Source organism: Phaeobacter sp. BS52, assembly GCF_045040595.1.
Taxonomy (GTDB): domain Bacteria; phylum Pseudomonadota; class Alphaproteobacteria; order Rhodobacterales; family Rhodobacteraceae; genus Phaeobacter; species Phaeobacter piscinae.
In genome coordinates this window covers 237339-262560 of the sequence record NZ_CP090662.1, presented here as the reverse complement: position 1 = coordinate 262560, position 25222 = coordinate 237339, and the positions used below count along the sequence as shown (strand labels likewise).

Sequence of the window (25222 nt, the reverse complement as noted above, 5' to 3'; positions counted from 1 at the left end):
GGGCGTTCGCAGGGTATGCACCACCCCCGTTGTAGAAGGGGGCGGTCGATTGGTCAGCGAGAGGGCGGGTCAGGCCGTCGGGGCGTCCGCAGTTAGCAGCTGGACCGCGTTGATTTTCCAGCCCGCCGCAGTCTCAACCATCTGATAATCAAGGAGATGCACGCGCCCCTCAGGGTCGGTGATCATCACCCGCTGCCACAGGCCGCCCGCGACATTGCGCAGATCCAGATAGCGCACCTCATCCGGTTGCCAGACCATGGGGTAGCCGGACTGCACCATGGTCGCAAATCGCTCAGAACTGCCAAACAGTCCCTGGATCATCGGGGACGCATGGGCAAAGGCAGCCTCCGCATCGCCGCGCAGGAAGGCCGCGATCTGATCGCTGATCACCCCGGTAATGGCCGTATCGCGCCCCTCGGCAGAGGCGGAAACAGGCAGCGCCATCATGGCGACGCAGACACTCATCAACATAAACTTGCGCATAAAACATCTCCCTTGATGAGAGATCAGCTAGGCCGCCGCTTGCACCCGTCAATTCACGCCAACCTGACAAAACCTGCCCCGCAATGGAAAAAGGGCACCCGTCGGGGGCGCCCTTTTACAATGTCTTCCTGTGGTCTGCCTGCCGGTCAGACCAGCTCGCCTGCCAGCGCCTGATCAATCAGCTTGATGGTGTCCTCAACCCCGTAAAGGGCGATGAACCCGCCAAACCGCGGGCCTTGGGACGCGCCCAGAAGCACCTCATAGATGGCCGAGAACCAGGCCCGCAGCGGCTCAAACCCGTGGATCTTGCCAATGGCAAAGACGACGGACTGCAGAAATTCCTCATCCGCAAAATCCGCCTCGGGCAGCGGATCCGTGTTGCCAGCGATTTCGTTCTTCTTGGCGATTGCGGCCAGCGCAGCGTCCGACGATTTCAACGCATCTGCCAGATCCTGAAGCGCCGCGCGCTCCTGATCGGTCGGCAGACGGTAGGTCTTCTCCGGTTTCACGAAATCGTTGAAATAGGCCACCGCAAAACCTGCCGCCTGATCCATTGTCGGATTGCTTTCGGGCGTCGCATCAGGTGCGTATTTGTTGATGAAACCCCACATGGTGGCCTTGTCCTCGGCGCTGGAGGCGGAGGCGAGGTTCAGCAGCATTGAGAACGGCACCACCATATCCGACTGCGGCACGTCACCGCCGTGGATGTGCCAGACAGGATTGTTCAGCTGTGCCTTCAGGTCCTGGCCATGATAGGCGCGCAGCTGCTGGTGGTATTCGTCCACCGCCTTGGGGATCACATCGAAATGCATCCGCTTGGCGGTCTTCGGCTTCTGGTACATGAAATAGGCCAGGCTCTCGGTCGAGGCATAGGTCAGCCATTCGTCGATCGAGATGCCGTTGCCGGAGGTTTTGGAGATCTTCTGACCGTTGGCATCCAGAAACAGCTCATAGGTGAAATGCTCCGGCGCGCGGTGGCCCAGCACCCGGCAGATGCCGTCGTAGATCGGCGTATTGGTGGAATGGTCTTTGCCGTACATCTCAAAATCGACACCCAGTGCGGCCCAGCGGGCGCCGAAATCCGGCTTCCACTGCAGTTTCACATTGCCGCCGGTCACGGGCAGGGTCCATTCCTTGCCGTCCTCATCGTCAAAGGTGACGGTATAGGTTTCGGCGCAGACCTTCTTCATCGGCACATAGAGGACGCGGCCGGTTTCCGGGTGGATCGGCAGGAAGATCGAATAGGTCTGGCGGCGCTCTTCGCGCAGGGACTTCAGCATGATCGCCATGACGTCGTCGTATTTGTCGACGGCGCGCTTCAGCACCTCGTCGAACTGTCCGGATTCATAGAATTCTTTGGCCGAGTAGAAGTCATACTCAAAACCAAAGGTGTCCAGGAAGCGGCGCAGCATGGCGTTGTTGTGATGGCCAAAGCTCTCATGCGTGCCGAAGGGATCCGGAACGCTGGTCAGCGGCTTTTGCAGATGATCCTGCAGGCTCTCTGGGTTGGGGACATTGCCCGGCACCTTGCGCATGCCGTCGAGATCATCCGAGAAGCAGATCAGCTTCGTCGGGATGTCGGAAATCACCTCAAAGGCGGTTTTGATCATGGTGGTGCGCGCCACCTCGCCGAAGGTGCCGATATGCGGCAGGCCGGAGGGGCCATAGCCGGTTTCAAACAGAACATAGCCCTTCTCCGGCGCGCCCTTGGCATAACGTTTGAGAACCCGGCGGGCTTCTTCAAACGGCCAGGCTTTGCTCTTCAGAGCTTCTTCGCGCAGATCAGACATTGTTTTCTCCATCGGCAACCGGGCACTGCTCCGGTCGGGCTGCCTGCCGCCACGGGTGGTGCCGCTATGGGCGGCGATATTACGGGCGGCAAACCACTGCCGGGCACCCCATGCACCCGGTCGGCCTCACCTATGGCGGCAGGCGAAATGAGTCAAGAAACAGCAGCCCTGACACCCCTTCCGTGCCGGTGCCTGCGGCGGAATATGCACGATGACGCATTGTCCCGTTGATCGGGGTCCACACGATGCCTATTCTTCTATGCAGAACACATGCCAATTTACTGGATTTCATAATGAACACCCAAACCGCCCATCCCTTTACCCCGCAGGATTGCCTTGTTGCGCTGATGGTAGCGGTGTCGGCCTCGGATGAGAATATCCGCACCGCTGAACTGGTGAAGATCCAGTCGGCGGTGAACATGCTGCCCGTGTTTGCAGATTACGACATCGATCGGGTCAATCGCACCTCGCAGACGGTGTTTGACCTGTTTGAGCAGGAAGACGGGCTGGACGCGCTGTTTGGGCTGATCCGTGAGGATCTGCCGGAGCGCCTGTTTGAGACCGCTTATGCGCTGGCCTGCGATGTGGCCGCCGCCGATGGCAGCCTGGCGGAGTCCGAACTGCGGCTTTTGGAAGAGATCCGTTATGAGCTGAACATCGACCGCCTGCACGCCGCCGCCATCGAACGCGGCGCCCGCGCGCGGCATATGGTCTGATGTGACAGAGGGACGGGCAGGCAGGGATACGCAGGTATGACAGCGCTCACCACCGCCCCCCGGCTGACAACTGCGCGTTTGGTCCTGCGCGGGCCTGAGCGCGACGATCTGCCCGCCTTTACCCGTTTTATGACCAGCGCGCCTTCGATGGTTGCGCAGGGTGAGACGATCACCGCAGATCAGGCCTGGTTCGGGTTTCTAACCGGGGTTGGCCACTGGCAGTGGCATGGCTTTGGCTTCTTTACGGTCACATTGCGGGAGAGCGGTGAACCCGTCGGTCGCGTCGGCCTGATCAAACACTCCAACTGGCCAGAGATTGAGCTGGCCTGGCATCTGTTTGAAGGGGCCGAGGGACAGGGTTTTGCCACCGAAGCCGCCGTGGCCGTGAGGACATGGGCCTCCGAGGATCTGGGGCTGGATCACCTCTACAGCTATATTGATCACGACAATCTACGGTCGCAGGCAGTGGCAAGGCGGCTGGGGGCTGTCACCGACGGCACCCGCGCCCCGCATGAGCCGCAGGCAGAGATCTGGGTCCACGCCATGGCGGGCGGTTAGCGCAGCTGGCCAGGGCCACGGCCGAGCCGCAGAACAGGCCGGCATAAAGGCACACAGGCGGATTAAACACAGGCGGATAAAGCCGCGCGTCTGGTCTTGCACCGGATCAGCTGCCGTAAACCCGCCCCCAGCGCTCAATCAGTTTTTGCTGCACCTGCTTGGCGCGGCGGTTCCAGGATCTTGCCCCCTGCGGGCGTTCGCGTTCCGCCCGTGATATGCGGGAGCGCGCCTTCTGATCGGCACTGAAAATGGCAAAGGCCAGCACGGTGCCATCGGTGGCGGTCATGAACCCGCCGAGACCAGATACGAAGTTGAGCGTACCGGTTTTGGCCGCGACCTTGATCGGATGGCCCTTCTGAATGCGGCCCTTGCTGTCGCGCATGGGGAAGGATTTCAGCAAAGGTTTCAACCGCCCATCCCGATAGGAGGCCACCAGCGCGCTGACCATATCATCGGGGGTCACCCGCGAAGCCTCGCCCAGGCCTGAGTGATCCACCAGCCGGGTGTTGGCCATGCCATAGGTGGCCTGCGCCCAGCGGTTCATCGCACCGGCAGAATCCTTCAGCGTGCGGGGCCGTCCGCCGCGCGCCTGCGTGGCCGCCAGACCGATCATTTCGGCCATCAGATTGTTGGAGTATTTCAGCGTCGCTTTCAGCATCAGATCCAGCGGCGGGCTGTTGTGATGGGCCACCACCTGCCCCGAGGGGCGCGATCTGGCGATCTTCGGCGCTGGCAGTTTGATGCCATTGGCACGCGCCATGGTGCGGAAGACATCCGCCGCATAAGCGCCCGGATGGCGCACCGGCAGCCAGCGCGCGCCGCCTTTGCCCAGCGCCTTGCTGGCGACCGTCCAGCGGTCGGTATCCTTACCCTCGGAGTAGCTATAGACCGGCAGGCTGCGCTGGGCGATTTTCATCGTCGCAACAGAGACTTCGGGGCGATATTTCTTGGTCCGGGCATCCATGGTCACGGCCCAGCCCTGGCCCGCACGCTTCCACTCGAAATGAACCCGGTTGTAATTGAGCGCCAGCCCTGAAATCGCCGGGCTGTACCCCACGTGATCGGGCTGGCCGGGATCAATCGACTTGATCTGCGGCAGCGCGCCCTCCCAGACACGGAAGGCGCCGCGCACCTCGCGGATGCCCGCAGCGTTGAGCGCCTTGGCCAGCTGCGCCAGAGTGTCAGTGTTCAGCATCGGATCACCACCGCCCACCAGCACCAGATCGCCCGCCACCACACCGCCGCTGATGCCGCCGGTCGCGACAATCTGCGTGGTAAAGCGATGGTCCGCCCCCAGCGCATCCAGCGCATAAAGCGCGGTCAGCGCCTTGGCGACACTGGCGGGCGGCAAGCCCGCACCTGCCCCTTCGGCTTCCAGCCGCAGACCGGTTTTCACATCTGCCACCGCGCAGGCGACCTCCCCCGAGAGGCCAGCCCGGGACAACAGCCCCTTCAGCCCGCCACCCGCGCTGATCAGACTGGCCGGATCGCGCGCCACCGGACGCAGAGAAACCGCAGGCGCATTGGCCAGCGCAGTGGACGCCGCCACAGAGGCAAGGCAGGAGGTCAGGAAAAAACGTCGCGAAATCATATTAGCAATAGTCTACTCAAAACCCCTACAATTCTGCAAACGCGCCACAGGTTTTTATGTCGCGGGGCCGCGGAGATCTGGCCGCTTTCCCCGGAGGTGGATGCCTGTTACCGCTGGCGCGATGGTACGGGCAGTGATGATCATGTTTGTCGCCATGTCAATGATCCCTGCCGGGGACCTTTGCGGGAAACTGCTCACATCGGGCGGTCTGGCGACACCGGGATTTGTGGCATGGTCACGGTTTGCAATCGGCACAGTATTGGTGCTGCCCTTTGCCTGTCGCGGGGCGTGGCCGCTGTTTGGCGACTGGCGGCTGTGGCTGCGGGCCGCCCTGCTGAGCGGTGGCATCCTGTCCATTCAGATCGCTCTCAAGACGGAGCCGCTGGCCAATGTTTTTGCGGCCTTCTTTGTCGGGCCGATTGTCAGCTATGGTCTATCGGTGCTGCTGCTGCGTGAACCGGTGACGCTGGCGCGCAGCCTGTTGATGGCGGTGGGGTTCTGTGGCGTGCTGCTGGTTGTGCGCCCCGGTCTTGGCGGCTCGGCCAATCTGATCTGGGCCGCGGTCGCAGGCGTCTGCTATGGTGGTTTCCTCACCAGCTCGCGCTGGCTGTCACATCTGGGCACACCGTTGCAGCTGAGCCTGACACAGCTGTCGATCAGCGCATTGCTGACCCTGCCACTGGGGCTGGCTTCCCTGCCCGCCCCCAGCCTGAGCACCGCCGCGCTGACCTTTGGCAGCGCCGGGTTTTCGATGCTGGGCAATCTTCTGCTGCTGTTTGCCTATGCGCAGGCGCCCGCATCGCGTCTGGCGCCACTGGTCTATTTCCAGCTGATCGCAGCGGTGTCGCTTGGGTGGTGGGCGTTTGCGCAATGGCCCGACCCGCTGACCTGGGCTGGGCTTGCGGTGGTGATCGGCGCCGGGCTTCTCTCAGCGCGGCTGCGTCACTGACCAATCACCCCGCGCCCGGATCTCGCTTGAGCTGGCGTTGACCATTGGTACATTCACAAAACACCAGGCCGGCGCGCAGGCCTTTGCCAACAGGCGGCTTTGCCCGCCCTTCAGCCGGTAGGGCGCATAAAGCCGCGCCGCAGGTGACAGCCGGGCCGAAATCCGGTCTCCGGGCCGTGCCAGCACCCCCACCGGCACCGTCTCAAGGATCTGCTGCCAATCCTTCCAGCGATGAAAATCCGCCAGATTATCCGCCCCCATCAACCAGACAAACCGCACGCCGGGGTGGCGTTTGCGCAGCATGCGCAACGTTTCGGCGGTGTAGCAGGTGCCAATATCGGCCTCGATCCCGCTGATCTGCACCCGGGGGTGATCCATCAGATCCTGCGCCGCCGCAATCCGCCGCGCCAAGGGGGCTGGCGGATGCGCCTTCAGCGGATTGCCGGGGGAGACCAGCCAGACCAGCTGATCCAGCCCGAACCGCTTCAACGCGGCAAGCGAGATCGCCCGGTGCCCCTCATGCGGCGGATCAAAGGAGCCGCCCAACAGGCCAACAGTGGTTCCGGGCGGGATATGGGGCAGGCGATGCGTCATACCCGCCTTGATGCACAGAGTTAGGAGAGAGATCAATCAGGTGTTGTGGGCCTGCCGAAGAACAGGTTGCGTTTCTCACACCTACTCGCCTGCCTGAAGCGACACTTCGTGGCAGTCCAGCCTGGAAATCTGCGGGGCGCGCATCGACGACATAGGCACGTAGCCTTAAACCAGATCTCTTCCTGTTTCACCGAGTAGCCCTGCAGCCCCGGCGACAACAGGCCTGACAGGACGTCCCACAAGGCAGGCCGGGCGCGGGGCGTGCTGCGGGGCGTCGTCCCGCACCGATAGAAACTGCAAGAGCCGCCGCCTGCATCCCGCATTGCCCCGGCCCGCCCCATCCGTTATCACACCAGCCAGCGAAATTCCCCCATCACGGAGCAGTCACATGGCCGCCTATCAATACGTCTACCACATGCAGGGTGTCTCCAAGACCTACCCGGGTGGCAAGAAATGCTTTGAAAACATTCACCTGTCCTTTCTCCCCGGTGTGAAAATCGGTGTGGTCGGCGTCAACGGCGCCGGTAAATCAACCCTGATGAAAATCATGGCCGGTCTGGATACCGATTTCACCGGTGAGGCCTGGGCGGCTGAGGGCGCCAAGGTTGGCTATCTGCCGCAGGAGCCGAAGCTGGACGAGAGCCTCACCGTGCGTGAAAACGTCATGCTGGGTGTCAAAGCCAAGAAAGACAAGGTCGACCGCTTCAATCAGATCGCGGTTGAGATGGCCGAGAACTACACCGATGAGCTGATGGAAGAGATGACCGCGCTGCAAGACAGCATCGATGCGGAAAACCTCTGGGATCTGGACAGCCAGATCGACATCTCGATGGAGGCGCTGCGCTGCCCGCCGGATGATGCGGAAATCGCCAACCTCTCGGGCGGTGAGCGTCGCCGCGTGGCGCTGTGCAAGCTCTTGCTCGAAGCCCCGGAAATGCTGCTGCTTGACGAACCGACCAACCACCTTGATGCGGAAACTATCGCCTGGCTGCAACAGCATCTGATCGACTACAAGGGCACCATCCTCTGCGTCACCCACGACCGCTATTTCCTTGATGATATCACCAGCTGGATCCTTGAATTGGATCGCGGCAAGGGCATTCCTTATGAGGGCAACTACTCCGCCTGGCTGGAACAAAAGGCCAAACGTCTGGAGCAGGAAGCGCGCGAAGACAAATCCAAACAGAAAACGCTGGAACGCGAATTGGAGTGGATGCGTCAGGGCGCGAAGGCCCGTCAGGCCAAATCCAAGGCCCGGATCAACGCCTATAACGATCTGGCCAGCCAGTCCGAGCGTGAGAAGCTGACCCGCGCCCAGATTGTCATCCCCAATGGCCCGCGTCTTGGCTCCAAGGTGATCGAGGTTGAGGGCATTTCCAAACACTACGGCGACAAGCAACTGGTTGAGGGGCTGTCCTTTGACCTGCCCCCCGGCGGCATAGTCGGCGTGATCGGCCCCAACGGCGCGGGTAAATCAACCCTGTTCCGCATGCTGACCGGTCAGGAACAGCCCGATGAGGGCAATGTCAGCTATGGCGACACCGTGAAGCTCTCCTATGTGGATCAGTCGCGCGATGATCTGGATGACAATGAAACCGTCTGGGAAGCGATCTCCGGCGGCGCTGAAATCATCGAACTGGGCGATGCGCAGGTCAATTCCCGCGCCTATTGCTCGTCGTTCAACTTCAAAGGTGGCGATCAGCAGAAAAAATTGAGCCTCCTGTCCGGTGGTGAACGCAACCGCGTTCACATGGCGCGCCTGCTGAAAGAGGGCGGCAACGTTCTCCTGCTCGACGAACCGACCAACGACCTGGACGTGGAAACCCTGCGGGCGCTGGAAGACGCGCTGGTGGATTTCGTGCGGCTGCGCCGTGGTGATCTCGCACGACCGTTTCTTCCTCGACCGGATCTGTACGCATATCCTGGCGTTTGAGGGTGACGCCCATGTGGAGTGGTTCGAAGGCAACTTCGAGGATTACGAAGAGGACAAGAAACGCCGTCTCGGCCCCGACGCGCTGGAGCCCAAGCGGTTGAAGCACAAGAAGTTTGTGCGGTGATGTGAGGGGCTCTCCCGGTAGAGAGCCCTTGGTTCGGGCTTTAAAGTCGCAGCGGTCGTGTAGACCTGGCCATCGCTGCGCCCCCACTCCGAAACATGAGTATCTTGTAAGAAGAAGGAGGCCTATATAGGCCTCCTTCAAGCTTGGGTCGGACAGGCCATAGCCAAAATTCTTCCAGCGTCGATTTTTTGACGTGGGGTAGTGGAAGCGCCGCCCTGTGCCGGGCCCTTCATCGTCAGATTGTCTGCTGTTGAGAAAATGCCGCGAAACAGATCGCGGCTCGCATACCCAAGTCGTCGCATGACACTCGGCTGGCCCAACAAGTGTGCCCAGTTGCACGGCCTCCCCTTTGTTCCATCCCCTACTCCGCCACCTGATCGGCATAATTTGAACAAAATCATCGCTAGTCTTTAACCATATTCTCACGATGCCCCGGGCGAGAACCGCTTGGGGATAGGGCCAGAGAAAGGGCGGAGCATGGCAGGGATTGGTATTCTGGTAGGCGTCATCGGCGGGCTGAATGCCGCTATTCTGGGCTATACGCTGATCGGTCTCTCCTTCGGGATGAGCTTGCTGCTGTATCCGCTGTTCGGAGTCCCCTCGGCGATGCTGGCGATCCTATTGCTCTGGATGCAGAAAACCGCGCGCGAGTCGTTTGGGCAGGAGGCGCTGGACGATTTGGCGCAGGCCGCCCATCCGGAGTTTGCCGGGAAACCCGCACGCGCCTGATCTTTTTGCAAAAACCCCGCACACAACGCGATTTTGCGCGCTATACGCGCGAACCTGTGCTGTTCCTGCCATAAATCGCGAATAAGCTGCAACACATGCCAGTATACTCGCCGCATGACCGTAAGGCGTATTGATTGCACGGCCTACTTTAGGTCACATTTACCTCAATTGATGTGAGGGTGCGATGGCTTGGTTGGCGATGTTAACGAGTGCTGGGGTGACGATGTTGATCACCGTGCTGGGCCATGTGGCCTATGACCTTCCGATCTGGGGCCTGTTTCTGCTCTACTCCGGCCTGGGCGGGCTGCTTGGACTGGGGCTCACTCTGTGCCTGATGATCAAAAGCGGCGGGTTTTCGCGCAAGATGACGGCGCAAAATTCGCAGGATTAGTCAATTTCAGGATGGCTACCAGACCATACCCAACCAAAATGATCACCTAATTCCTCTTTCAAAACAACATCCTAACGGAACAGCTGTGACGGGCGAGGCGGTGACCTGCCCAGGCGTTAACCAGATCTATAGAAAATTTGAACTATTCTTGTGGATATCAAAGCGTTGCGATCCGCTTAAAAAATTGTAGATTAAATGCAACTCAACCCAAAGGGTAGGACCATGGCGTGGATCGGGATCATTGTGGGCACTTTTGCAGGGATTTTCTCTGCTGTGGCGGCCTACGCCCTCTATGCGATGCCCCTCTGGTATAGTCTGATGCTCTATCCCACTGTCGGGACAACAAGTGCGATTTTGACGATTCTGGTCATGAGCCATCTGCCGCCCGGATTACGCCCAATGGCGCAGCCGCAGCGGGATGAGCTGCAGCGCACTGCCTGAAGCGGCGCCCCTGGCAGGCATCTGCCCGGACCGTGACACCCGTTACATCTACCCCTTGGCCCAGCTGACGATCTGCCCTGCCCGCATGGCACCGGCTTGTCGTTTCTGCTCCTTGCCACGGGCAAAGCGCACCAATGTCGGGATCCCCTTGATACGATAGCGCGCGCCAGTGGACTGATGGGTCTGGGTGTTCAGCTTGACCAGCCGCACCTGCCCCATCAGAGATTTTGCCGCCTTGGCAAAATCCGGCGCCATCATCTTGCAGGGGCCACACCAAGGCGCCCAGAAATCCACCACCAGCGGCAGATCATCCTGTGCCGCAGCCTTTTGCAGGGTTGCCGGATCGACATCTACCGGCCCCGCCGGGATCAGCGCCGCACCACAGGTGCCGCATTTGGGGCCCGCGGCCAGACGGTCCTCCGGCACGCGGTTCAGCTGCGCACAGCTGAGGCAGGTCAGGGTTTTGGCGCCCATGTCGCGATCACTCCTTGCAGAAGGCCGCTGGTGCGACCTCCTTCCCGATATACGGGAGACTGCGCGCGGGACAAGGCCCTGCCGACGCGCGCGCCTGCGGCCTGCGCCTAGAAGGTCAGCTTTGCCCCCAGAATGACGCTATGGGACCGCACGCTGGCGTCGCCGGTACGCCGGGGCAGGATCAGCGGCACAAACCCATCGTTGAACAGATACTCAGCGCCCAATGTGACATTGGGGGCCACCGCTACCTCCATCCCCAGAATGACCTGCGACATCGATTCCCATTCGGTGCCCGATGCCCCCTGCCGCCCGTGACTGGCCGACAGCGAATAAACCGCAGGGCGCCCCAGAAACGCGCTCCGGTAGCGCCCCTGCACCGTCAGCGCGCTGACCTTGTGGTCGGTGGCGGGCCAGCGGTCGGTGGTCTGGGTGAATTCTGCCATGACGTCAAACCGCTCCCCGCTGAGGGTGGCGTGGACATCCCAGGCGCCGTTCCAGCCGCGATCAATGCCGCTGCCGGGCGGATGATGGGCGATGGTGCTGTCGTAGATGGTGCCCCGCAGGAAGCCCGCGCCGAGTTTCAGCCCCAGCCCATTGGCCAGCGGGATACGATGGGCCGCGTTCAGCGCGTAGTTGGTGTAGTGGTCATCGTTCTTCGGACTGCTGACCACCCGGTTGCCACGATGGTTGCGGATGATCGACAGGGCCAGCTCGGTCCGGTCGGTGATATAGCCGATCTCAATCAGCGGATCCTTGGTCTGGGCCCAGAAGTAATGGCTGCTATGGGTGTGGGTGAAGGGCGCGTAGCTGGCAAAATTACCGAAGTTCACGGTCTTGCGCCCCACTGCCACATAGAAGGGAGAGCGGTCCAAATCGCCGATGGCCAGCCAGGCCTTGCGCAGCTGGATATCATTCTGACCGGGGTATTCGACCTCGGTATATTCGCCCTGCACAAAGGCGGTCAGCACCGATGTGGTCACGGTGGCGGTGAGCGAGATATCATTGATCACCCCATAGGTATCAGAGGTGCCGCTGGTATGGGTCGGCGGCAGGCGCGACAGAATGGGAAATTTGCCGGGCGTATTGGTGTTCTCATAGATCACCGTGCCCAGAAAGCGCCCGCCAAAAGTGATCTTGTTGATGCCCAGCTGTCCGGACTGCCGTGCGCGCAGGGCAATCGCGACCTTATTGGTCACATCCTCCTGCCGGTCCAGCATCCGTTCTGAATAGCGCAGCGAGGTTGCGAGAAACCCACCCCCCTCCTGCGCCTTACTCGTGTGGGCTGCGGTCATACCCACAGCCATCGTCAGCGCGGCCAAGACCGCGCGCCCCCCAAATGAAACAGTCACAATCGTTACTCCAGTATATGACCCCCGACAGACCGCCAGCCGTGCTGCGCACAACACCCGGCCGATTTCAGACAGGGTCAGTCCGGTTGCAGGCTAAACAGGCCCAACACCAAACCGTTAGAAATAACGCATACCCCCGTGCGACCAAGCCGGTGGAACTGCCCCCGCAGCCGCGCCGGAAATACTGTCGCCAATCACTGAAATCCGCCGAAACTGGCGGTGGATCAGAAACGCGATCCGATCACAGGGTATCACAGCTTCGTGATCTGACGAAGCCTGATCTGCCAAGGAGACAACGGCCTGACTGCGGGCAGCTGTTGCACCGACGTCGCGCAGGCCATGGTGCAACCGCCCCGCACCGGGGCACCTATTGACCGGATTGTCCCCACCCCGCAGACTGGCTGAATCTGTTCCAAAACTGAAAGAGCCCCGCATGTTGTCACGCCGCGCCTTTCTGGCCAGCTCCGCCGCAGCCTCGCTCTGGCCCCAGATCGGGTCAGCCGAAACGGTCTTTGATCCGACCCCGCAAGAGGTCCGCATCAAGAAGCAATACGCCCCCGGGCAGATCCTTGTGCTGCCGCGATCCTATTACCTTTATTACGTGACGGAGCCGCGACGGGCGCGCCGTTATGGGGTTGGGGTTGGTCGCGCGGGTCTCGAATTCACCGGCACCGCCGTTATTCAGGCCAAGAAAGAATGGCCAACCTGGCGTCCCACGCCCGAGATGATCGAGCGCGATCCACGCAGCTATGCCCGCTTTGTCGATAACAAATACATCCAGCCCGGTGGCACCGACAATCCGCTGGGCGCGCGCGCGCTTTACCTGTTTCAGAACGGCATCGACACCTATTTCCGCATTCACGGAACCAATCAGCCGCAGACCATCGGGCATTCTGTCTCCAACGGCTGTATCCGCATGACGAATGAGCATATTGTCGATCTCTATGAGCGGGTGCCATTGGGAACCGTGGTGACGGTGCTCTGACCAACATCAGACCAGAGCGACGACGTGTGATCTGGCGTCGCTTCGGCGCCAGCTTGCCTGCCTGCGTGCTGAGCTTTGCCGATCAGCGCGCCGTCGCAGCCCCTGCGCTGCCCAACTGACAGGCACCCCCCGCTATAACACTTGCGCCGAAAGACCTTTGGCGACAAGATCGTTACCGCAAGGTTACGCAGAACTCATCGCTGTCCTAGGAGGCTCGGTCATGAATACGCAATGACATTGCCGGGCTGTCGCATGTCGCGGACAGGGATTTGAGTAAAGACTGGGAGAAGAAGACGATGGCCACAGGCACCGTCAAATGGTTCAACACCACCAAAGGCTACGGTTTCATCGCACCCGATGCGGGTGGCAGCGATGTATTTGTACATATTTCTGCGGTAGAGCGGTCCGGGCTGACCGGCCTCGCCGACAATCAGAAAGTCACCTATGAGCTGCAACCGGGCCGTGATGGCCGCGAGTCTGCGGTGAATATCGAACTGGCCTGAGCGGCCAGAACGACAATAAGATCAGCTGTCGGCCCCTTCATCGGGGCCGTCTTTTGTTGCGGGGTTGGTTTTCCGGGCTGAACAGATTTTGAGAGCTGCAACCACCGGATCAGCCCCGCCTGGCGAGACGCCTACTGCTTTGCCAACTCGACCAGTTCCAGCACCTTCGGACCGATGGCGGCCACATTCAACGCCACGCCTTCGGCATTGGGGTGAATCCCGTCCTCCTGCAGATATTGCGCAGCAGCCTGAATATCATCCCCGGTTGCGGCCCGGATACCGGCGAGGCTGTCTGCGTGAAGCAACGTGTCATAGTCCCGCGCGAGATCGGGAAAGATCGCGTCGAACTCAGCCTTGAAATCCGCGCCGTAATTGCCCGGTGCCTGTATGCCAACCAGCAGCACCGGCACCGCATTGGCCTCTGCGACCTCCAGAATGCGGGTGAGATTGGCACGGCTTTCGGATGGCGCAAGGCCGCGCAGCAGATCATTGCCCCCAAGGGCCACGATCAGCGCATCCGGTCCGTCCGCCAGCGTCCAGTCAATCCGGGCGGCGCCGCCTGCGGTGGTATCGCCAGAAACCCCGGCATTGATCAGCCGCACCTCGGCGCCTTTTCCCCCCAGCCAGCGTTGCAGCTGTGGCACCCAGCCCTGCCCCTGCGGCAGGCCATAGCCCTGCACCAGACTGTCCCCCAGTGCTGCAACGCGCACCGGCTCTGCCTGCGCAATTGCCGCAGTTAACATAAAAATCAGTCCTGCTATCATCTTGCGCATTGCTACAAAGGCTCCATATCCAGAGTGGTCCCAAAACAGGCGCGATATCACATGCAGTCCAGCACGATCCCCTCATCCGATCCCATTCTGAACCTCCAACATGCGTCTTTGTCACTGGTTGGCAATACCGGACCTGTCGAAATTCTACATGATATCTCATTGGCGGTGGAGAGCGGAGAAACCCTGGGCCTGATCGGCCCCTCCGGCTCTGGCAAATCCTCTCTCCTGATGGTGATGGGGGGGCTGGAGCAGGCCACCGGCGGCACCGTCTCGGCGCTGGGACAGGATCTGACGGCCATGGATGAGGATGCGCTGGCGCGCTTTCGCCGTGACAATATGGGCGTCGTTTTTCAAAGCTTTCACCTAATCCCGACCATGACCGCGCTGGAAAATGTTGCCACACCGCTAGAACTTGCCGGTCACAAGGATGCCTTTGATCGCGCGCAGGCCGAGCTGGAGGCGGTTGGACTGGGTCATCGCGCGGGCCATTTCCCGGCGCAGATGTCCGGCGGCGAACAGCAACGCGTGGCGCTGGCCCGGGCTCTGGTCACCCGCCCCCGCATCCTGCTGGCGGATGAGCCGACCGGCAATCTGGATGCGACCAATGGCGATGCGATCATGGACCTGCTGTTTGACCTGCGCGACCGCTATGGGGCGACGCTGATCATGGTGACACATGCGCCGGAACTGGCGGCGCGCTGCGACCGGGTGATCCGGCTGCGGGACGGGCGACTGGATCAGGACGCCGCGCGTGAGGCCGCTGAATGAGCCCCTCTTCCCTGTCGCTGGCCACGCGGTTTGCCAAGCGAGAGCTGCGCGGTGGTCTGTCTGGGTTTCGTGTTTTCCTGATCTGTCTGGCGCTGGGGGTTGCGGTGATTGCCGGGATCGGCTCCCTGCGCTCGGCGATCCAGACCGGGCTGAGCGAGGAAGGCGCGGTGCTGCTGGGCGGCGACGCCGAGCTGGGCTTTACCTATCGGCGCGCCACCGCTGAGGAACAGGCCTGGATGGAGGCCCGCGCCCTCGCCCGGTCTGAAATCATTGATTTCCGGTCCATGGCGACGGTGGGCGACGAACGCGCGCTGACGCAGGTGAAGGCCGTGGATGACGCCTATCCGCTGGTGGGCACGGTGACCCTCTCCCCCGACATGCCGCTGGAGGCAGCACTGGCAGGAACAGGGGATTTACCCGGCGGTGTGATGCAGCGGGTTCTGGCGGACCGGCTTGGCCTGTCGGTTGGCGATGAATTCACCCTTGGCAGCCAGCGATTTGCTCTGACGGCGCTATTGGAGACTGAACCTGATGCGGCCAGCGCAGGGTTCACCCTCGGCCCACGAACGCTTGTACGCACAGAGGACCTGGCGCAATCCGGCCTCTTGCAGCCCGGCACGTTGTTTTCCAGCAAATACCGGTTGACCCTGCCCCCGGATACCGATCTGGAGCAGCTGAAAACCCGCGCAGAGGCAGAGTATGACAACAGCGGCATGCGCTGGACCGATGCCCGCAACGGTGCGCCGGGCATTGCCACCTTTGTCGAGCGGCTGGCCGGGTTTCTGGTGCTGGTTGGCCTCTCCGGGCTGGCAGTCGGCGGGATTGGCGTCTCCGCAGCGGTACGCGCCTATCTGGCGGGCAAAACGGCAACCATTGCCACACTACGCACCCTTGGTGCCGACCGCCGGACGATCTTCCTGACGTATTTTCTGCAAATCGGTGCGCTGGCGCTGTTGGGCATCGCGATTGGCCTTTTGATCGGCGGGCTGGCTCCGGTGCTGCTGGGACCGCTGATCGCGGCGCAGCTGCCGTTTCCTGCGGTCTTTGGCATCTCGGTTCCCGCCCTCAGCGAGGCAGCCCTCTATGGTTTGCTGACGGCCTTTGTCTTCGCGCTCTGGCCGCTGGCCCGGGCGGAACGGATCCGGGCGGCGGCGCTGTTTCGCGATGCGCTGGACAGCCGCAGCCGCTGGCCCGCGCCCCGGTATATTCTGGCCACCGTCGTTGCCGTAGCTGTGCTGATCGGCGCGGCGGCCCTGTTCAGTGGCGCGGTTGAGCTGACGCTCTGGACTGCGGGCGGGCTGATTGGTGCGCTGGCAGTGCTCTTGCTGGCAGCACTGGTGCTGAGCTGGATCGCGCGCCGCTCCGCGCCCTTGGCCCGTGGCAATCCGGCGCTGCGTTGGGCGCTCTCCGCGATCGGGACCTCCCGCGATGGCGCCGTGCCAACGGTGCTGGCGCTGGGGCTTGGCCTGACGGTGCTGGCGGCCATCGGTCAGGTCGATGGCAATATGCGCCGCGCGATTGAGGGCAACCTGCCCGATGTGGCCCCCTCCTACTTCTTTGTTGATATCCAGCGGGACCAGATGCCGGACTTCCTCACCCGCGTTGAGGGCGATCCGGCTGTGGAGCGAGTGCAGAGCGCGCCGATGCTGCGCGGGGTGCTCACCACCATCAACGATCAGCCCGCGACCGAGGTGGCCGAGCGACCACTGGGTGGTGCGCGGCGATCGCGGCATCACCTATGCCGCGAAACAGCCCGAAACAACGCAGATCGTGGCTGGCGCATGGTGGCCTGAGGACTACACCGGGCCGCCGCAGGTCAGCTTTGCCCGCGAGGAGGCCGAGGAACTGGGCCTGGATCTGGGAGACACGCTGACGATCAATGTGCTGGGCCGCGACATCACTGCGACAATCACCAGCCTGCGCGAGGTGGATTTCTCCACCGCTCGGCATGGGGTTTGTCATGGTGCTAAACGAAAGCGCCCTGGCAGGAGCGCCGCACAGCTATATCGCCACGGTCTATGCCGAGCAGGAGGCCGAGGCGCAGATCCTGAGGGATCTGGCCAAGGCAATGCCGAATATTACCGCCGTCCGGGTGCGGGATGCGCTGGACCGCGTGTCAGACATCCTGCGGCAGCTGGCCTCCGCCACCGCTTATGGCGCGGCAGCCACCTTGCTTACCGGGTTCATGGTTCTGATCGGCACCGCCGCGGCCGGGGAACCGGCCCGCCGCTATGAGGCCGCTGTGCTGAAGACACTGGGCGCATCCAGACGCCGCATTCTGATCAGCTTCGCCCTCAGGTCGGTGTTTCTGGGAGCAGGCGCCGGATTGGTGGCGCTGATTGCGGGGATGAGCGGTGCCTGGGCGATCAACACCTATGTGTTTGAGAGCGACTTTCAGGTGATCTGGGGCAACGCGCTGGCGATCATCAGCGGTGGCATCCTGACCACGCTGCTGGCCGGGCTTGCCTTTGCCTGGGGGCCGCTTCAGGTGCGCCCTGCACGAATCCTGCGGGCACGCGACTAGACCCGCACACCGCTTTGGCGCGGAAGAGGCAAACACATCGGACACCAGCTGCGACAGGCTGGTGTCTTTTCCAGCACTGCTGGGCCGACCTAATTCACATAGCGCGCGCAGCTGGCGGTGACGGGCGGCTGAAACAGCGCAAACAGGTCGTCATTGTCACAGATCAGCGCCTCCAGCGTGATGCCATCCAACGACTGGTAGAAGGCCTGCGCGGCCTCCGACAAGGCAAGGCGCAACCGGCAGGCCGACACCAGCGGGCAGGTATTGTCGGCATCGGCAAAACACTCAACCATCGGCACCGTGCCCTCGACATCGCGGAACACATCGCCAATGCCGATTTCTACCGCAGGCTTGCCCAGTGACATGCCGCCATTGCGGCCCCGTTGGGTATGCAGATATCCCAATTGCGCCAATTGGTTGATCACCTGCGCCAAATGGTTCTCGGAGATATTGCAGCGCGCCGCAATTTCCGATTTGGTGACCAGGCGGTCCGCATGGGCCGCACAGTACATCAACAGCCGCACTGCAATATTTGTCCGTTTTGTGATCCGCATGATCGCCCCTCCAAGGTGCCTTGATCGCCGGATCATGACATGGCTGCGCAAAGGCCACTTTGACATGTATCAAAGCTGCTACAGCTCTGTGCGGATGTTTGCCGTCGCCGGGGTGCACCACCGCCGACACCGCCGTCGGGGCAAAGGCCAGCCGCCTTGCCCTGATCCGACACACGGCGCAGATATTGCCGATTGAGACATTGCTGACAGGAGATCCGAATGCCCGCCCCCCTTCCCCCAGCCCCCTATTTTTTTGGCTACGGCAGCCTGGTGAACACCCGCACCCATGCCTATGGGCAGGCCCGTCCGGCCCGGCTCAGCGGCTGGCGGCGGGCCTGGGTGCAGACCGATCTGCGCCCGGTGGCCTATCTCTCTGCGGTGCCCTGCGGTGACAGTCGCATCGACGGGCTGATCGCCGAAGTCCCCGGCGCGGATTGGGCGGCTTTGGATGACCGTGAGTTCGGCTATGATCGTCTGGCGGCGCGGGACGCGGTGCAGCATGATCTGGCGCCAGAGACCGAGATCGCCGTCTATGCGATCCCCGCCAGCAGTCAGCGTGCAGCCAGCCTACGCCATCCAATTTTGCTGAGCTATCTTGATGTGGTGATCCAAGGCTATCTCGATGTCTTTGGCACCAAAGGCGTTGCCGACTTCATCCGCACGACCGATGGCTGGGACGCGCCAATCCTGAATGACCGCGCCACCCCCCGCTATCCCCGGGCACAGACGTTGACCACGGATGAACGTGATCTGGTGGACCAGCATCTAACTGCCCTGGGCGCACAACTGATCGAGGCGGAATAGTGATCTCACGCACGCTTCTCTACATTCAGCGGATCACCCGGCAGCTGTGGTTCCGGGTGGTGCTGATCTCGGCCTGTTCCTTACTGGCACTGGCCATAGCGCCCTGGCTCACCCCGTTCATTCCTGAGGATCTGGGCGAGCGGTTCGGACGCGAGGCCGCGCTGCCAGTGCTGAATATCCTTGCCTCCGGCATGTTGGCCGTGACCACATTTTCGCTGAATGTCATGGTCTCCGCTTATCGCACCGCCGCCGCCACTGCGACACCACGGGTGTATCGCCTGCTGCTGGAGGACACGATCACCCAGAGCGTTCTGGCCACCTTTGTCGGCGGGTTTGTGTTCAGCCTGAGCGCGGTGATCCTGTTTCGGGCAGGGTTCTATAGCGAAGACGCGGCCATTGTGGTCTTTGCACTCACCGTCGGGGTTGTGGCGCTGATTGTCGGGGCGATTTTACGCTGGATTGACCACCTGTCGGGGCTTGGCAGCATGGATCACACCCTGCGCCTGATTGAAGACCGCAGCCGCACCAGCCTGCGCCAGCGCGCCGATGCGCCCTGTCTGGGCGCGCAACGCGCCGAAGATGACAGCCAGTTCAAGGCAGACGGCACAGCGATCCCGGCGCAGGCGTCGGGGTTTGTGCGGTTTGTGGATGTGGCGCAGCTGCAGACATTGGCAGAAGAAGCCGGCACCGAGATTGCGATCCATCGCACGCCGGGAGAATTTGTGTTGCGCGGGCGGCCTGTGGCCTATGCAAAATCGGCCGATGAGGACCTGAGCGAGGCCGCAAGCCGCTGCATCGAAATCGGCGATGTGCGCAGTTTTGATCAAGATCCCTCATTTGGGCTGACCTTGCTTGCGGAAACCGCTCAGCGGGCGCTCTCTCCCGGGGTCAATGATCCCGGCACCGCGCAGGAGGTCATGGGGCGGCTGGAACGGTTGCTGTGGGAGAATACACCGGATGAGGACGCGCTGATCGGGCAGGATCCGTCCTTTGACCGAGTGCTCATGCCTGCCATATCCGCCCGGCATCTTCTGTCCTGCGCCTTCCCGCCCATCGCCCACGCCGGAGGGGATGACCCGGCGGTGATTGACTGGATGGACAAAGCCCTCACAGCGCTGGGGCACCATCCCAACCCGGCCATGGCCAAAGCCGCCACAAAGATGCGGGAGCAGCGCTCTGATCGCTGAGACCTGACACATGGGGGAGCTGACGCTCCCGGCCCAAACGAAAAAGGCGGCCCACCCGGAGCCGCCTTTTCAAAACAATATTGGCTGAGTTCAGCCGCGAGCGCGCACCGTCTCCATCAACGCCAGCAGGGCCGACATATCGGGTCCGCGTTCCATGCCGGTGACGGCTTTGCGCAGCGGCATAAACAGGCCTTTGCCCTTGCGGCCGGTGGCTTCTTTCACCGCGGCGGTCCATTTTCCCCAGCTTTCGCTGTCGTAAGGCCCCTCGGGCAGCAGCGCCATCGCCTCTGCGATGAACTCTTTGTCCTCATCCGCGATCAGCGGCTCGGCGCCATCGCGGCACAGCTCCCACCAACCGGCGAGATCCTTCAGCGTGGTGATGTTTTCCTTGGCCACATCCCAGAACGCCGCCTGTTTCTCGGCCGGAACCCCCAGCGCGTCCACATGGGTCTGCACATCCGCCAGCGCCAGCGACTGCAGGTAGCGTGCCGTCAGCGGGTAGACATCCTCCACATCGAATTTGGTCGGCGCCGCGCCAAAGCGGTTGATGTCAAAGCCGTCGATCAGCTCTGCCATCTCACTGCGGATCTCAACCGGATCGGAGGACCCCAGACGCGCCATCAAGGACAGCAGCGCCATTGGCTGCACGCCTGCCTCGCGCAGGTCCCGCAGCGCCAGCGTGCCGAGACGCTTGGACAGTGCCTCGCCCTGTGGGCCGGTCAGCAGCGAGTGGTGCGCGAACGAAGGCACAGTGCCGCCCAGCGCCTCGATGATCTGGATCTGGGTCGCGGTGTTGGTCACATGGTCCGAGCCGCGCACCACATGGGTCACGCCCATTTCGGTATCATCGACAACCGACGCGAGGGTATAAAGGAACTGACCGTCGCCACGGATCAGCACCGGATCGGAGACCGAAGCCGCATCAATGGAGATATCGCCCAGGATGCCGTCGGCCCATTCGATGCGCTGATGATCCAGCTTGAACCGCCAGACACCATCGCCACGCTCGGCGCGCAGGGCGGCCTTTTCCTCATCGGACAGGGCCAGGGCGGCGCGATCATAAACCGGCGGCTTGCCCATGTTCAGCTGTTTCTTGCGCTTGAGGTCCAGTTCAACCGGCGTCTCAAAGGCCTCATAAAACCGGCCGATCTCGCGCAGTTTGTCCGCCGCAGCAACATAGCGTTCAAGCCGCTCGGACTGGCGCTCAACCCGGTCCCAGGTGAGGCCCAGCCATTCGAGATCCTGTTTGATCGCGTCGACGTATTCTTCCTTTGACCGCTCGGGATCGGTGTCGTCGATACGCAGGATGAAGCTGCCGCCAGCCTTGCGGGCAATCAGATAGTTCATGAGCGCGGTGCGCAGGTTGCCAACATGGATATAGCCGGTCGGCGACGGGGCAAATCGGGTGGTTGTCATCACAAGTCTCCTGTTGCCCTGCCCCATGTCACATGGACGCCGTTTTGTCCAGTTGCGCCACAGCTGCTGAGTTTGCTCAAGAGTCGTTTCAAAGTTTCGGCGTTTTTCCGGGGGATGGCTTAGATTTGATTCAGACTTCCTGTGTCAGCCTGTCGCAGCACAACATGTCATATTGGTACGAAGCAAATGGGGTCTCCCGTGAACAAAGTGATCCCGAGCGAGATATTGCAGGAGCAAAGCCTGCCCGAGCCGTCCCATGCCCGGCTTATGGATGTGTTGAACAAGTTGGATCAGGGGGTAATGGTCTGGACTGAGGACGGGCATTGCCAAGTTTTTAACGAACGTCTCCTCACCCTTCTGGAGCTACAGAACGGCGATATCTTTCCCGGCTATTCCCGCGCGGCGTTTTTCGCAACCGCCGTCAAACTCGGCCATGTGACCGAAGAGAGCGCCAAGCAGGCGGAGCAGGATTTCAGCTCGGACAAACAGCGATTTTCAGCGACCCGTAGAATGCCCTCCGGGCGGCGGCTGCAAATTGACACGCGGCGGTTGTCCACCGGGGGGTTTGTCACCTGCTACACCGATGTTACCCAGATTGAGCGCAGTGCGCGGGACCTGACCCAGGCGCGACAGGCCGCCGAAGAGGCCGAGCTGACTGCCCTGAAAACGCTCGCGGCAGAGCAATCCTGGCGCGAGGAAGCCAAGCTGTTGTCCCAGCTGGATGAATGGCTGCACTCCTGCAAATCCCAGGAGGAGCTGTTTCGCATTGTCAGCGCCTTCATGGCGCAGCTGTTTCCGCAATCCCGGGGGGAGCTGTATATCTATTCCAACTCACGCGATGTTCTGGACGGCAAATGCCACTGGGGTGGCGGCGAGGCGCATGACCACATCTTCCCCGATGCCTGCTGGGCGCTGCGACGGGGGCGGCAATATCTCTATTCCGCCGACAAGATTGCCTTTGCCTGCGCCCATGTGGAAGAGCAGCCCAGTACCAGCGAGCATGAGGATTACGTCTGCTTCCCGGTCGTCGCCCATGGCAATACCGTGGGTCTGTTGCACGTGAAATTTGCGCCGGAAGAGGATGCCAAACGCAAGGTGGCGCTGCATCGTCTGGCGCTGCGCTGCGGTGAGCATATCTCGCTGGCGGTGGCCAATGTGCGGCTGCGCGACGAATTGCACGACCAATCCACCCGCGATCCGCTGACCGGCGTCTATAACCGGCGCTATTTCCTGGGAGAGCTGCGCAATGCGGTGGCCCTGGCCGACCGGCGCGCCAGCCAGCTGGGGGTGCTCAGCTTTGATGCGGATCGGTTCAAGACCTTCAATGACACCCATGGCCACGATGCCGGCGACATGGTGCTGCGCGCCATTGGCGACACGCTGAAGGAGCTGTTTCACAACGGAGAGGTCTGTTGCCGGATGGGGGGTGAGGAATTTGCAGTGTTCCTGCCCGATACCGACAAGGAACAGACCATGGAGGTGGGCGAGGCGCTGCGCGCTGCAATCGAGGATATCACCCTGCGCTATGGATCCGGCACCCTGCCACGGGTCACCATCTCCATCGGGGTGGCCAGCTACCCCGAAGATGGGCTGCTGCCACAGGATCTGATGCATGCTGCGGACCGCGCGCTTTATGCCGCGAAGGACGCAGGTCGCAACTGCGTGGTGGATTGCCAGAAGGCCAACCCGGCGGAAGGGCCGTTTTCAGGGTCATAAGACCGTCAGCACCCATCGGCACAGGTGCCGCGGGCGACCGCAGACGCAGCTGTGCAGGGACTGCACCACCCCGCCGCCCTTGCCTCAGGCCGTCTTTGCCTCAGCTTGGGTCGCGCCAGCGGTTCACGATGGGATAACGCCGGTCCAGCCAAAACGCACGCGGCGTCAGACGCGCACCGGGCGCAGACTGAAACCGTTTGTATTCGCTGATATAAATCAGGTGCTCCACACGTTTGGCATTCTCCCGCGAGAAGCCTGCCGCGACGCAATCGGCAATCGACCCATCGCGGTCCACCAGGATTTCCAGCAGCGCATCCAGTTCCGGGTAATCCGGCAGGCTGTCGCTGTCTTTCTGATCGTCGCGCAGCTCAGCACTGGGCGGTTTGTCGATCACATTCGGGCGGATCACCTCGCCCTCCGGCCCCATCATCCAGTCGCGGTGATTGGCGTTGCGCCAGCGGCAGGTCTCAAACACGCGGGTCTTGTAGAGATCCTTGATCGGGTTATAGCCCCCCGCCATATCGCCATAGATCGTCGCATAGCCCACGGCGACCTCGGATTTATTGCCGGTGGTCAGCAGCATCTCGCCAAATTTGTTCGACATTGCCATCAGCAGAAGGCCCCGCAGGCGGGACTGGATGTTTTCCTCCGTCAGCCCCGCGTCCAGACCGGCAAACAGCGGCGCCAGCGTATTGGTGATGGCGGCGCGTCCCTCGGCAATCGGGACGTAATCGTAATGCACGCCCAGCGCCTTGGCCACGGCCTCAGCATCGTCGAGGGACTCTTGCGAGGTATATTCCGACGGCAGCATCACGCAGCGGACATTCTCCGCCCCCAAGGCATCAACTGCAATGGTGGCCACAATGGCGGAATCCACCCCGCCTGAGAGACCCAGCAGCACCTTCTTGAAGCCGGTCTTGCGCATGTAATCGCGCAGCGACAGCGTCATGACGTGATAGTCCTGCTCCCACTCATCCGGCAATGAGGCCTTGGGGCCGTCAACGGCGCGCCACCCCTCGGCAGTACGTTCCAGATCGAGATGCTGTATCGCCTCGTCAAAGACCGGCATCTGCAGCGCCAGCGCGCCGCCCGGATTCAGCACAAAGGAACCGCCGTCAAAAACCTGATCGTCCTGCCCGCCCACCATGTTGAGGTAGATCACCGGCAAATCGGTTTCGACCGCGCGGGCCACCATGTGGTTGAACCGCACATCCATCTTGTTTCGGAAATAGGGCGACCCATTGGGGATCAGCAGGAACTCGGCACCGGTTTCGGCCAAGGTCTCGGCCACATCTTCATACCAGCCATCCTCGCAAATCGGGCTGCCGATCCGGGTGTCGCCAACCGCATATGGCCCCCCCAGAGGGCCCGCATCAAAGATCCGCACCTCGTCAAACACTGTGGCATTGGGCAGATGGTGCTTCAGCACCTGCGTGGTGATCTTGCCACCCTTCAGGATCAGATAGGCGTTGAACAACTTTCCATCCGCGACCCAGGGGCTGCCAATGGCCAGAGCGGGCCCATCGGCGCAATCGGCGGCCAACCGCTCAACCTCGGCGATGGCGGCCTGATGGAAAACCGGCTTTCGCACCAGGTCCCTGCGTGTTGTAGCCGGTGATGAACATTTCCGGCAAAGCGACCAGATCCGCCCCGGCGTCACAGCCTGCGGCCCAGGCCTCGCGGGCCTTGTTTGCATTGCCCGCCAGATCCCCAACGGTGGGGTTCAACTGGGCCAGTGTCACGCGAAAACGATCAGCCATCCTGCTTGCGTCCTTCGATAATCCTGCCTTCTGCCATTAAACAGATCGCGCCCCGAGGGAAAGACCACAGCGGCAAAAGACATTGCGACGGCGGCGGCTGTGGCATAGTT

Annotated in this window: 21 protein-coding genes and 3 pseudogenes; 14 read left to right on the top strand and 10 right to left on the bottom strand. The window is 61.8% G+C overall.

All coding sequences use genetic code 11. From position 1 onward, the window contains the following. Window positions 1-69 precede the first annotated feature (69 nt). Both L0Z65_RS01270 and L0Z65_RS01265 read right to left on the bottom strand, forming a co-directional pair. A complete protein-coding gene (locus L0Z65_RS01270; protein WP_096872133.1) occupies window positions 70-483 on the bottom strand; it encodes a DUF4864 domain-containing protein in 414 nt (137 codons plus the stop codon). 146 nt (window positions 484-629) lie between these two features. Next, a complete protein-coding gene (locus L0Z65_RS01265) occupies window positions 630-2273 on the bottom strand; it encodes a lysine--tRNA ligase (protein ID WP_405110039.1) in 1644 nt (547 codons plus the stop codon). Between the two features lie 293 nt (window positions 2274-2566). On the opposite strand from L0Z65_RS01265, the gene L0Z65_RS01260 reads away from it, so the two are divergent. After that, entirely contained in the window at window positions 2567-2989 is a 423-nt protein-coding gene (locus L0Z65_RS01260; protein ID WP_014875525.1) for a tellurite resistance TerB family protein, read from the top strand. Between the two features lie 36 nt (window positions 2990-3025). Continuing rightward, the gene (locus L0Z65_RS01255) at window positions 3026-3547 is read left to right on the top strand and encodes a GNAT family N-acetyltransferase (RefSeq protein WP_405110035.1); all 522 of its coding nucleotides are present in this window, start codon (window positions 3026-3028) and stop codon (window positions 3545-3547) included. Window positions 3548-3653: 106 nt separating this feature from the next. On the opposite strand, the gene dacB is transcribed toward L0Z65_RS01255, so the two are convergent. Next, window positions 3654-5138: a D-alanyl-D-alanine carboxypeptidase/D-alanyl-D-alanine-endopeptidase gene (gene dacB, locus L0Z65_RS01250; RefSeq protein ID WP_405110032.1), complete on the bottom strand. Its 1485-nt coding sequence runs from the start codon at window positions 5136-5138 to the stop codon at window positions 3654-3656. A 100-nt stretch (window positions 5139-5238) separates the two neighbouring features. Between dacB and L0Z65_RS01245 the strand changes: the two genes are divergently transcribed. After that, complete coding sequence (locus tag L0Z65_RS01245) at window positions 5239-6087, top strand: DMT family transporter (protein ID WP_405110029.1); 849 nt, start codon at window positions 5239-5241, stop codon at window positions 6085-6087. Here L0Z65_RS01245 and L0Z65_RS01240 read toward each other — a convergent pair. After that, complete coding sequence (locus L0Z65_RS01240; RefSeq protein WP_405110026.1) at window positions 6067-6681, bottom strand: nicotinate-nucleotide adenylyltransferase; 615 nt, start codon at window positions 6679-6681, stop codon at window positions 6067-6069. The genes L0Z65_RS01245 and L0Z65_RS01240 overlap by 21 nt on opposite strands. Window positions 6682-7069: 388 nt before the next feature. On the opposite strand from L0Z65_RS01240, the pseudogene ettA reads away from it, so the two are divergent. From ettA to L0Z65_RS01220, 4 genes and pseudogenes are all read left to right on the top strand, one after another. Beyond that, window positions 7070-8738 (top strand): annotated as a pseudogene (gene ettA / locus L0Z65_RS01235) (energy-dependent translational throttle protein EttA). Window positions 8739-9215: 477 nt separating this feature from the next. Next, complete coding sequence (locus L0Z65_RS01230) at window positions 9216-9467, top strand: hypothetical protein (protein WP_024096287.1); 252 nt, start codon at window positions 9216-9218, stop codon at window positions 9465-9467. A gap of 217 nt (window positions 9468-9684) precedes the next feature. Next, on the top strand, window positions 9685-9858 hold the full coding sequence (locus tag L0Z65_RS01225; protein ID WP_254683401.1) for a hypothetical protein: 174 nt from the start codon (window positions 9685-9687) through the stop codon (window positions 9856-9858). A gap of 222 nt (window positions 9859-10080) precedes the next feature. Further along, complete coding sequence (locus tag L0Z65_RS01220; RefSeq protein WP_096872145.1) at window positions 10081-10299, top strand: hypothetical protein; 219 nt, start codon at window positions 10081-10083, stop codon at window positions 10297-10299. A 48-nt stretch (window positions 10300-10347) separates the two neighbouring features. Here L0Z65_RS01220 and trxC read toward each other — a convergent pair whose 3' ends face one another. After that, the gene (trxC, locus tag L0Z65_RS01215; RefSeq protein ID WP_405110022.1) at window positions 10348-10773 is read right to left on the bottom strand and encodes a thioredoxin TrxC; all 426 of its coding nucleotides are present in this window, start codon (window positions 10771-10773) and stop codon (window positions 10348-10350) included. Between the two features lie 107 nt (window positions 10774-10880). Further along, complete coding sequence (locus L0Z65_RS01210) at window positions 10881-12122, bottom strand: hypothetical protein (RefSeq protein ID WP_405110019.1); 1242 nt, start codon at window positions 12120-12122, stop codon at window positions 10881-10883. Window positions 12123-12555: 433 nt separating this feature from the next. Here L0Z65_RS01210 and L0Z65_RS01205 point away from each other — a divergent pair, with 433 nt between their 5' ends. Both L0Z65_RS01205 and L0Z65_RS01200 read left to right on the top strand, forming a co-directional pair. Then, window positions 12556-13107 (top strand): L,D-transpeptidase, encoded by a 552-nt coding sequence (locus L0Z65_RS01205; protein WP_405110016.1) that lies wholly within the window; start codon window positions 12556-12558, stop codon window positions 13105-13107. Window positions 13108-13403: 296 nt separating this feature from the next. Further along, window positions 13404-13610: a cold-shock protein gene (locus tag L0Z65_RS01200; RefSeq protein WP_014875536.1), complete on the top strand. Its 207-nt coding sequence runs from the start codon at window positions 13404-13406 to the stop codon at window positions 13608-13610. A gap of 131 nt (window positions 13611-13741) precedes the next feature. Here L0Z65_RS01200 and L0Z65_RS01195 read toward each other — a convergent pair whose 3' ends face one another. Beyond that, window positions 13742-14383 (bottom strand): arylesterase, encoded by a 642-nt coding sequence (locus L0Z65_RS01195; RefSeq protein ID WP_405110013.1) that lies wholly within the window; start codon window positions 14381-14383, stop codon window positions 13742-13744. A 51-nt stretch (window positions 14384-14434) separates the two neighbouring features. On the opposite strand from L0Z65_RS01195, the gene L0Z65_RS01190 reads away from it, so the two are divergent. After that, entirely contained in the window at window positions 14435-15151 is a 717-nt protein-coding gene (locus tag L0Z65_RS01190; protein WP_040173448.1) for an ABC transporter ATP-binding protein, read from the top strand. Next, window positions 15148-17675 (top strand): annotated as a pseudogene (locus L0Z65_RS01185) (ABC transporter permease). The gene L0Z65_RS01190 and the pseudogene L0Z65_RS01185 overlap by 4 nt, the downstream one beginning before the upstream one ends. 89 nt (window positions 17676-17764) lie before the next feature. On the opposite strand, the gene L0Z65_RS01180 reads toward L0Z65_RS01185, so the two are convergent. Next, window positions 17765-18229 (bottom strand): Rrf2 family transcriptional regulator, encoded by a 465-nt coding sequence (locus L0Z65_RS01180; protein WP_096789639.1) that lies wholly within the window; start codon window positions 18227-18229, stop codon window positions 17765-17767. A 219-nt stretch (window positions 18230-18448) separates the two neighbouring features. On the opposite strand from L0Z65_RS01180, the gene L0Z65_RS01175 reads away from it, so the two are divergent. Both L0Z65_RS01175 and L0Z65_RS01170 read left to right on the top strand, forming a co-directional pair. Then, window positions 18449-19033: a gamma-glutamylcyclotransferase family protein gene (locus tag L0Z65_RS01175; protein WP_405110009.1), complete on the top strand. Its 585-nt coding sequence runs from the start codon at window positions 18449-18451 to the stop codon at window positions 19031-19033. Beyond that, window positions 19033-20220 carry a DUF2254 domain-containing protein gene (locus L0Z65_RS01170; protein ID WP_405110006.1) on the top strand — a complete coding sequence of 396 codons (1188 nt, stop codon included), beginning with the start codon at window positions 19033-19035 and terminating at the stop codon, window positions 20218-20220. Before L0Z65_RS01175 ends, L0Z65_RS01170 begins: the two co-directional genes overlap by 1 nt. Window positions 20221-20310: 90 nt before the next feature. Here L0Z65_RS01170 and gltX read toward each other — a convergent pair whose 3' ends face one another. Next, window positions 20311-21636, bottom strand: a complete 1326-nt coding sequence (gene gltX, locus L0Z65_RS01165) for a glutamate--tRNA ligase (RefSeq protein WP_096789642.1) — start codon at window positions 21634-21636, stop codon at window positions 20311-20313. 198 nt (window positions 21637-21834) lie between these two features. Between gltX and L0Z65_RS01160 the strand changes: the two genes are divergently transcribed. Next, the gene (locus L0Z65_RS01160; RefSeq protein ID WP_405110003.1) at window positions 21835-23352 is read left to right on the top strand and encodes a diguanylate cyclase; all 1518 of its coding nucleotides are present in this window, start codon (window positions 21835-21837) and stop codon (window positions 23350-23352) included. A gap of 100 nt (window positions 23353-23452) precedes the next feature. Here the strand turns inward: L0Z65_RS01160 and L0Z65_RS01155 are convergent. Next, window positions 23453-25112 (bottom strand): annotated as a pseudogene (locus tag L0Z65_RS01155) (NAD+ synthase). Between the last annotated feature and the right edge of the window lie 110 nt (window positions 25113-25222).

Bases quoted from the DNA above. Each gene is read 5' to 3' on its own strand.
- L0Z65_RS01270 (WP_096872133.1), bottom strand. From the start codon at position 483: ATGCGCAAGTTTATGTTGATGAGTGTCTGCGTCGCCATGATGGCGCTG.
- L0Z65_RS01265 (WP_405110039.1), bottom strand. From the start codon at position 2,273: ATGTCTGATCTGCGCGAAGAAGCTCTGAAGAGCAAAGCCTGGCCGTTT.
- L0Z65_RS01260 (WP_014875525.1), top strand. From the start codon at position 2,567: ATGAACACCCAAACCGCCCATCCCTTTACCCCGCAGGATTGCCTTGTT.
- L0Z65_RS01255 (WP_405110035.1), top strand. From the start codon at position 3,026: ATGACAGCGCTCACCACCGCCCCCCGGCTGACAACTGCGCGTTTGGTC.
- dacB (WP_405110032.1), bottom strand. From the start codon at position 5,138: ATGATTTCGCGACGTTTTTTCCTGACCTCCTGCCTTGCCTCTGTGGCG.
- L0Z65_RS01245 (WP_405110029.1), top strand. From the start codon at position 5,239: ATGCCTGTTACCGCTGGCGCGATGGTACGGGCAGTGATGATCATGTTT.
- L0Z65_RS01240 (WP_405110026.1), bottom strand. From the start codon at position 6,681: ATGACGCATCGCCTGCCCCATATCCCGCCCGGAACCACTGTTGGCCTG.
- L0Z65_RS01230 (WP_024096287.1), top strand. From the start codon at position 9,216: ATGGCAGGGATTGGTATTCTGGTAGGCGTCATCGGCGGGCTGAATGCC.
- L0Z65_RS01220 (WP_096872145.1), top strand. From the start codon at position 10,081: ATGGCGTGGATCGGGATCATTGTGGGCACTTTTGCAGGGATTTTCTCT.
- trxC (WP_405110022.1), bottom strand. From the start codon at position 10,773: ATGGGCGCCAAAACCCTGACCTGCCTCAGCTGTGCGCAGCTGAACCGC.
- L0Z65_RS01205 (WP_405110016.1), top strand. From the start codon at position 12,556: ATGTTGTCACGCCGCGCCTTTCTGGCCAGCTCCGCCGCAGCCTCGCTC.
- L0Z65_RS01200 (WP_014875536.1), top strand. From the start codon at position 13,404: ATGGCCACAGGCACCGTCAAATGGTTCAACACCACCAAAGGCTACGGT.
- L0Z65_RS01195 (WP_405110013.1), bottom strand. From the start codon at position 14,383: ATGCGCAAGATGATAGCAGGACTGATTTTTATGTTAACTGCGGCAATT.
- L0Z65_RS01190 (WP_040173448.1), top strand. From the start codon at position 14,435: ATGCAGTCCAGCACGATCCCCTCATCCGATCCCATTCTGAACCTCCAA.
- L0Z65_RS01180 (WP_096789639.1), bottom strand. From the start codon at position 18,229: ATGCGGATCACAAAACGGACAAATATTGCAGTGCGGCTGTTGATGTAC.
- L0Z65_RS01175 (WP_405110009.1), top strand. From the start codon at position 18,449: ATGCCCGCCCCCCTTCCCCCAGCCCCCTATTTTTTTGGCTACGGCAGC.
- gltX (WP_096789642.1), bottom strand. From the start codon at position 21,636: ATGACAACCACCCGATTTGCCCCGTCGCCGACCGGCTATATCCATGTT.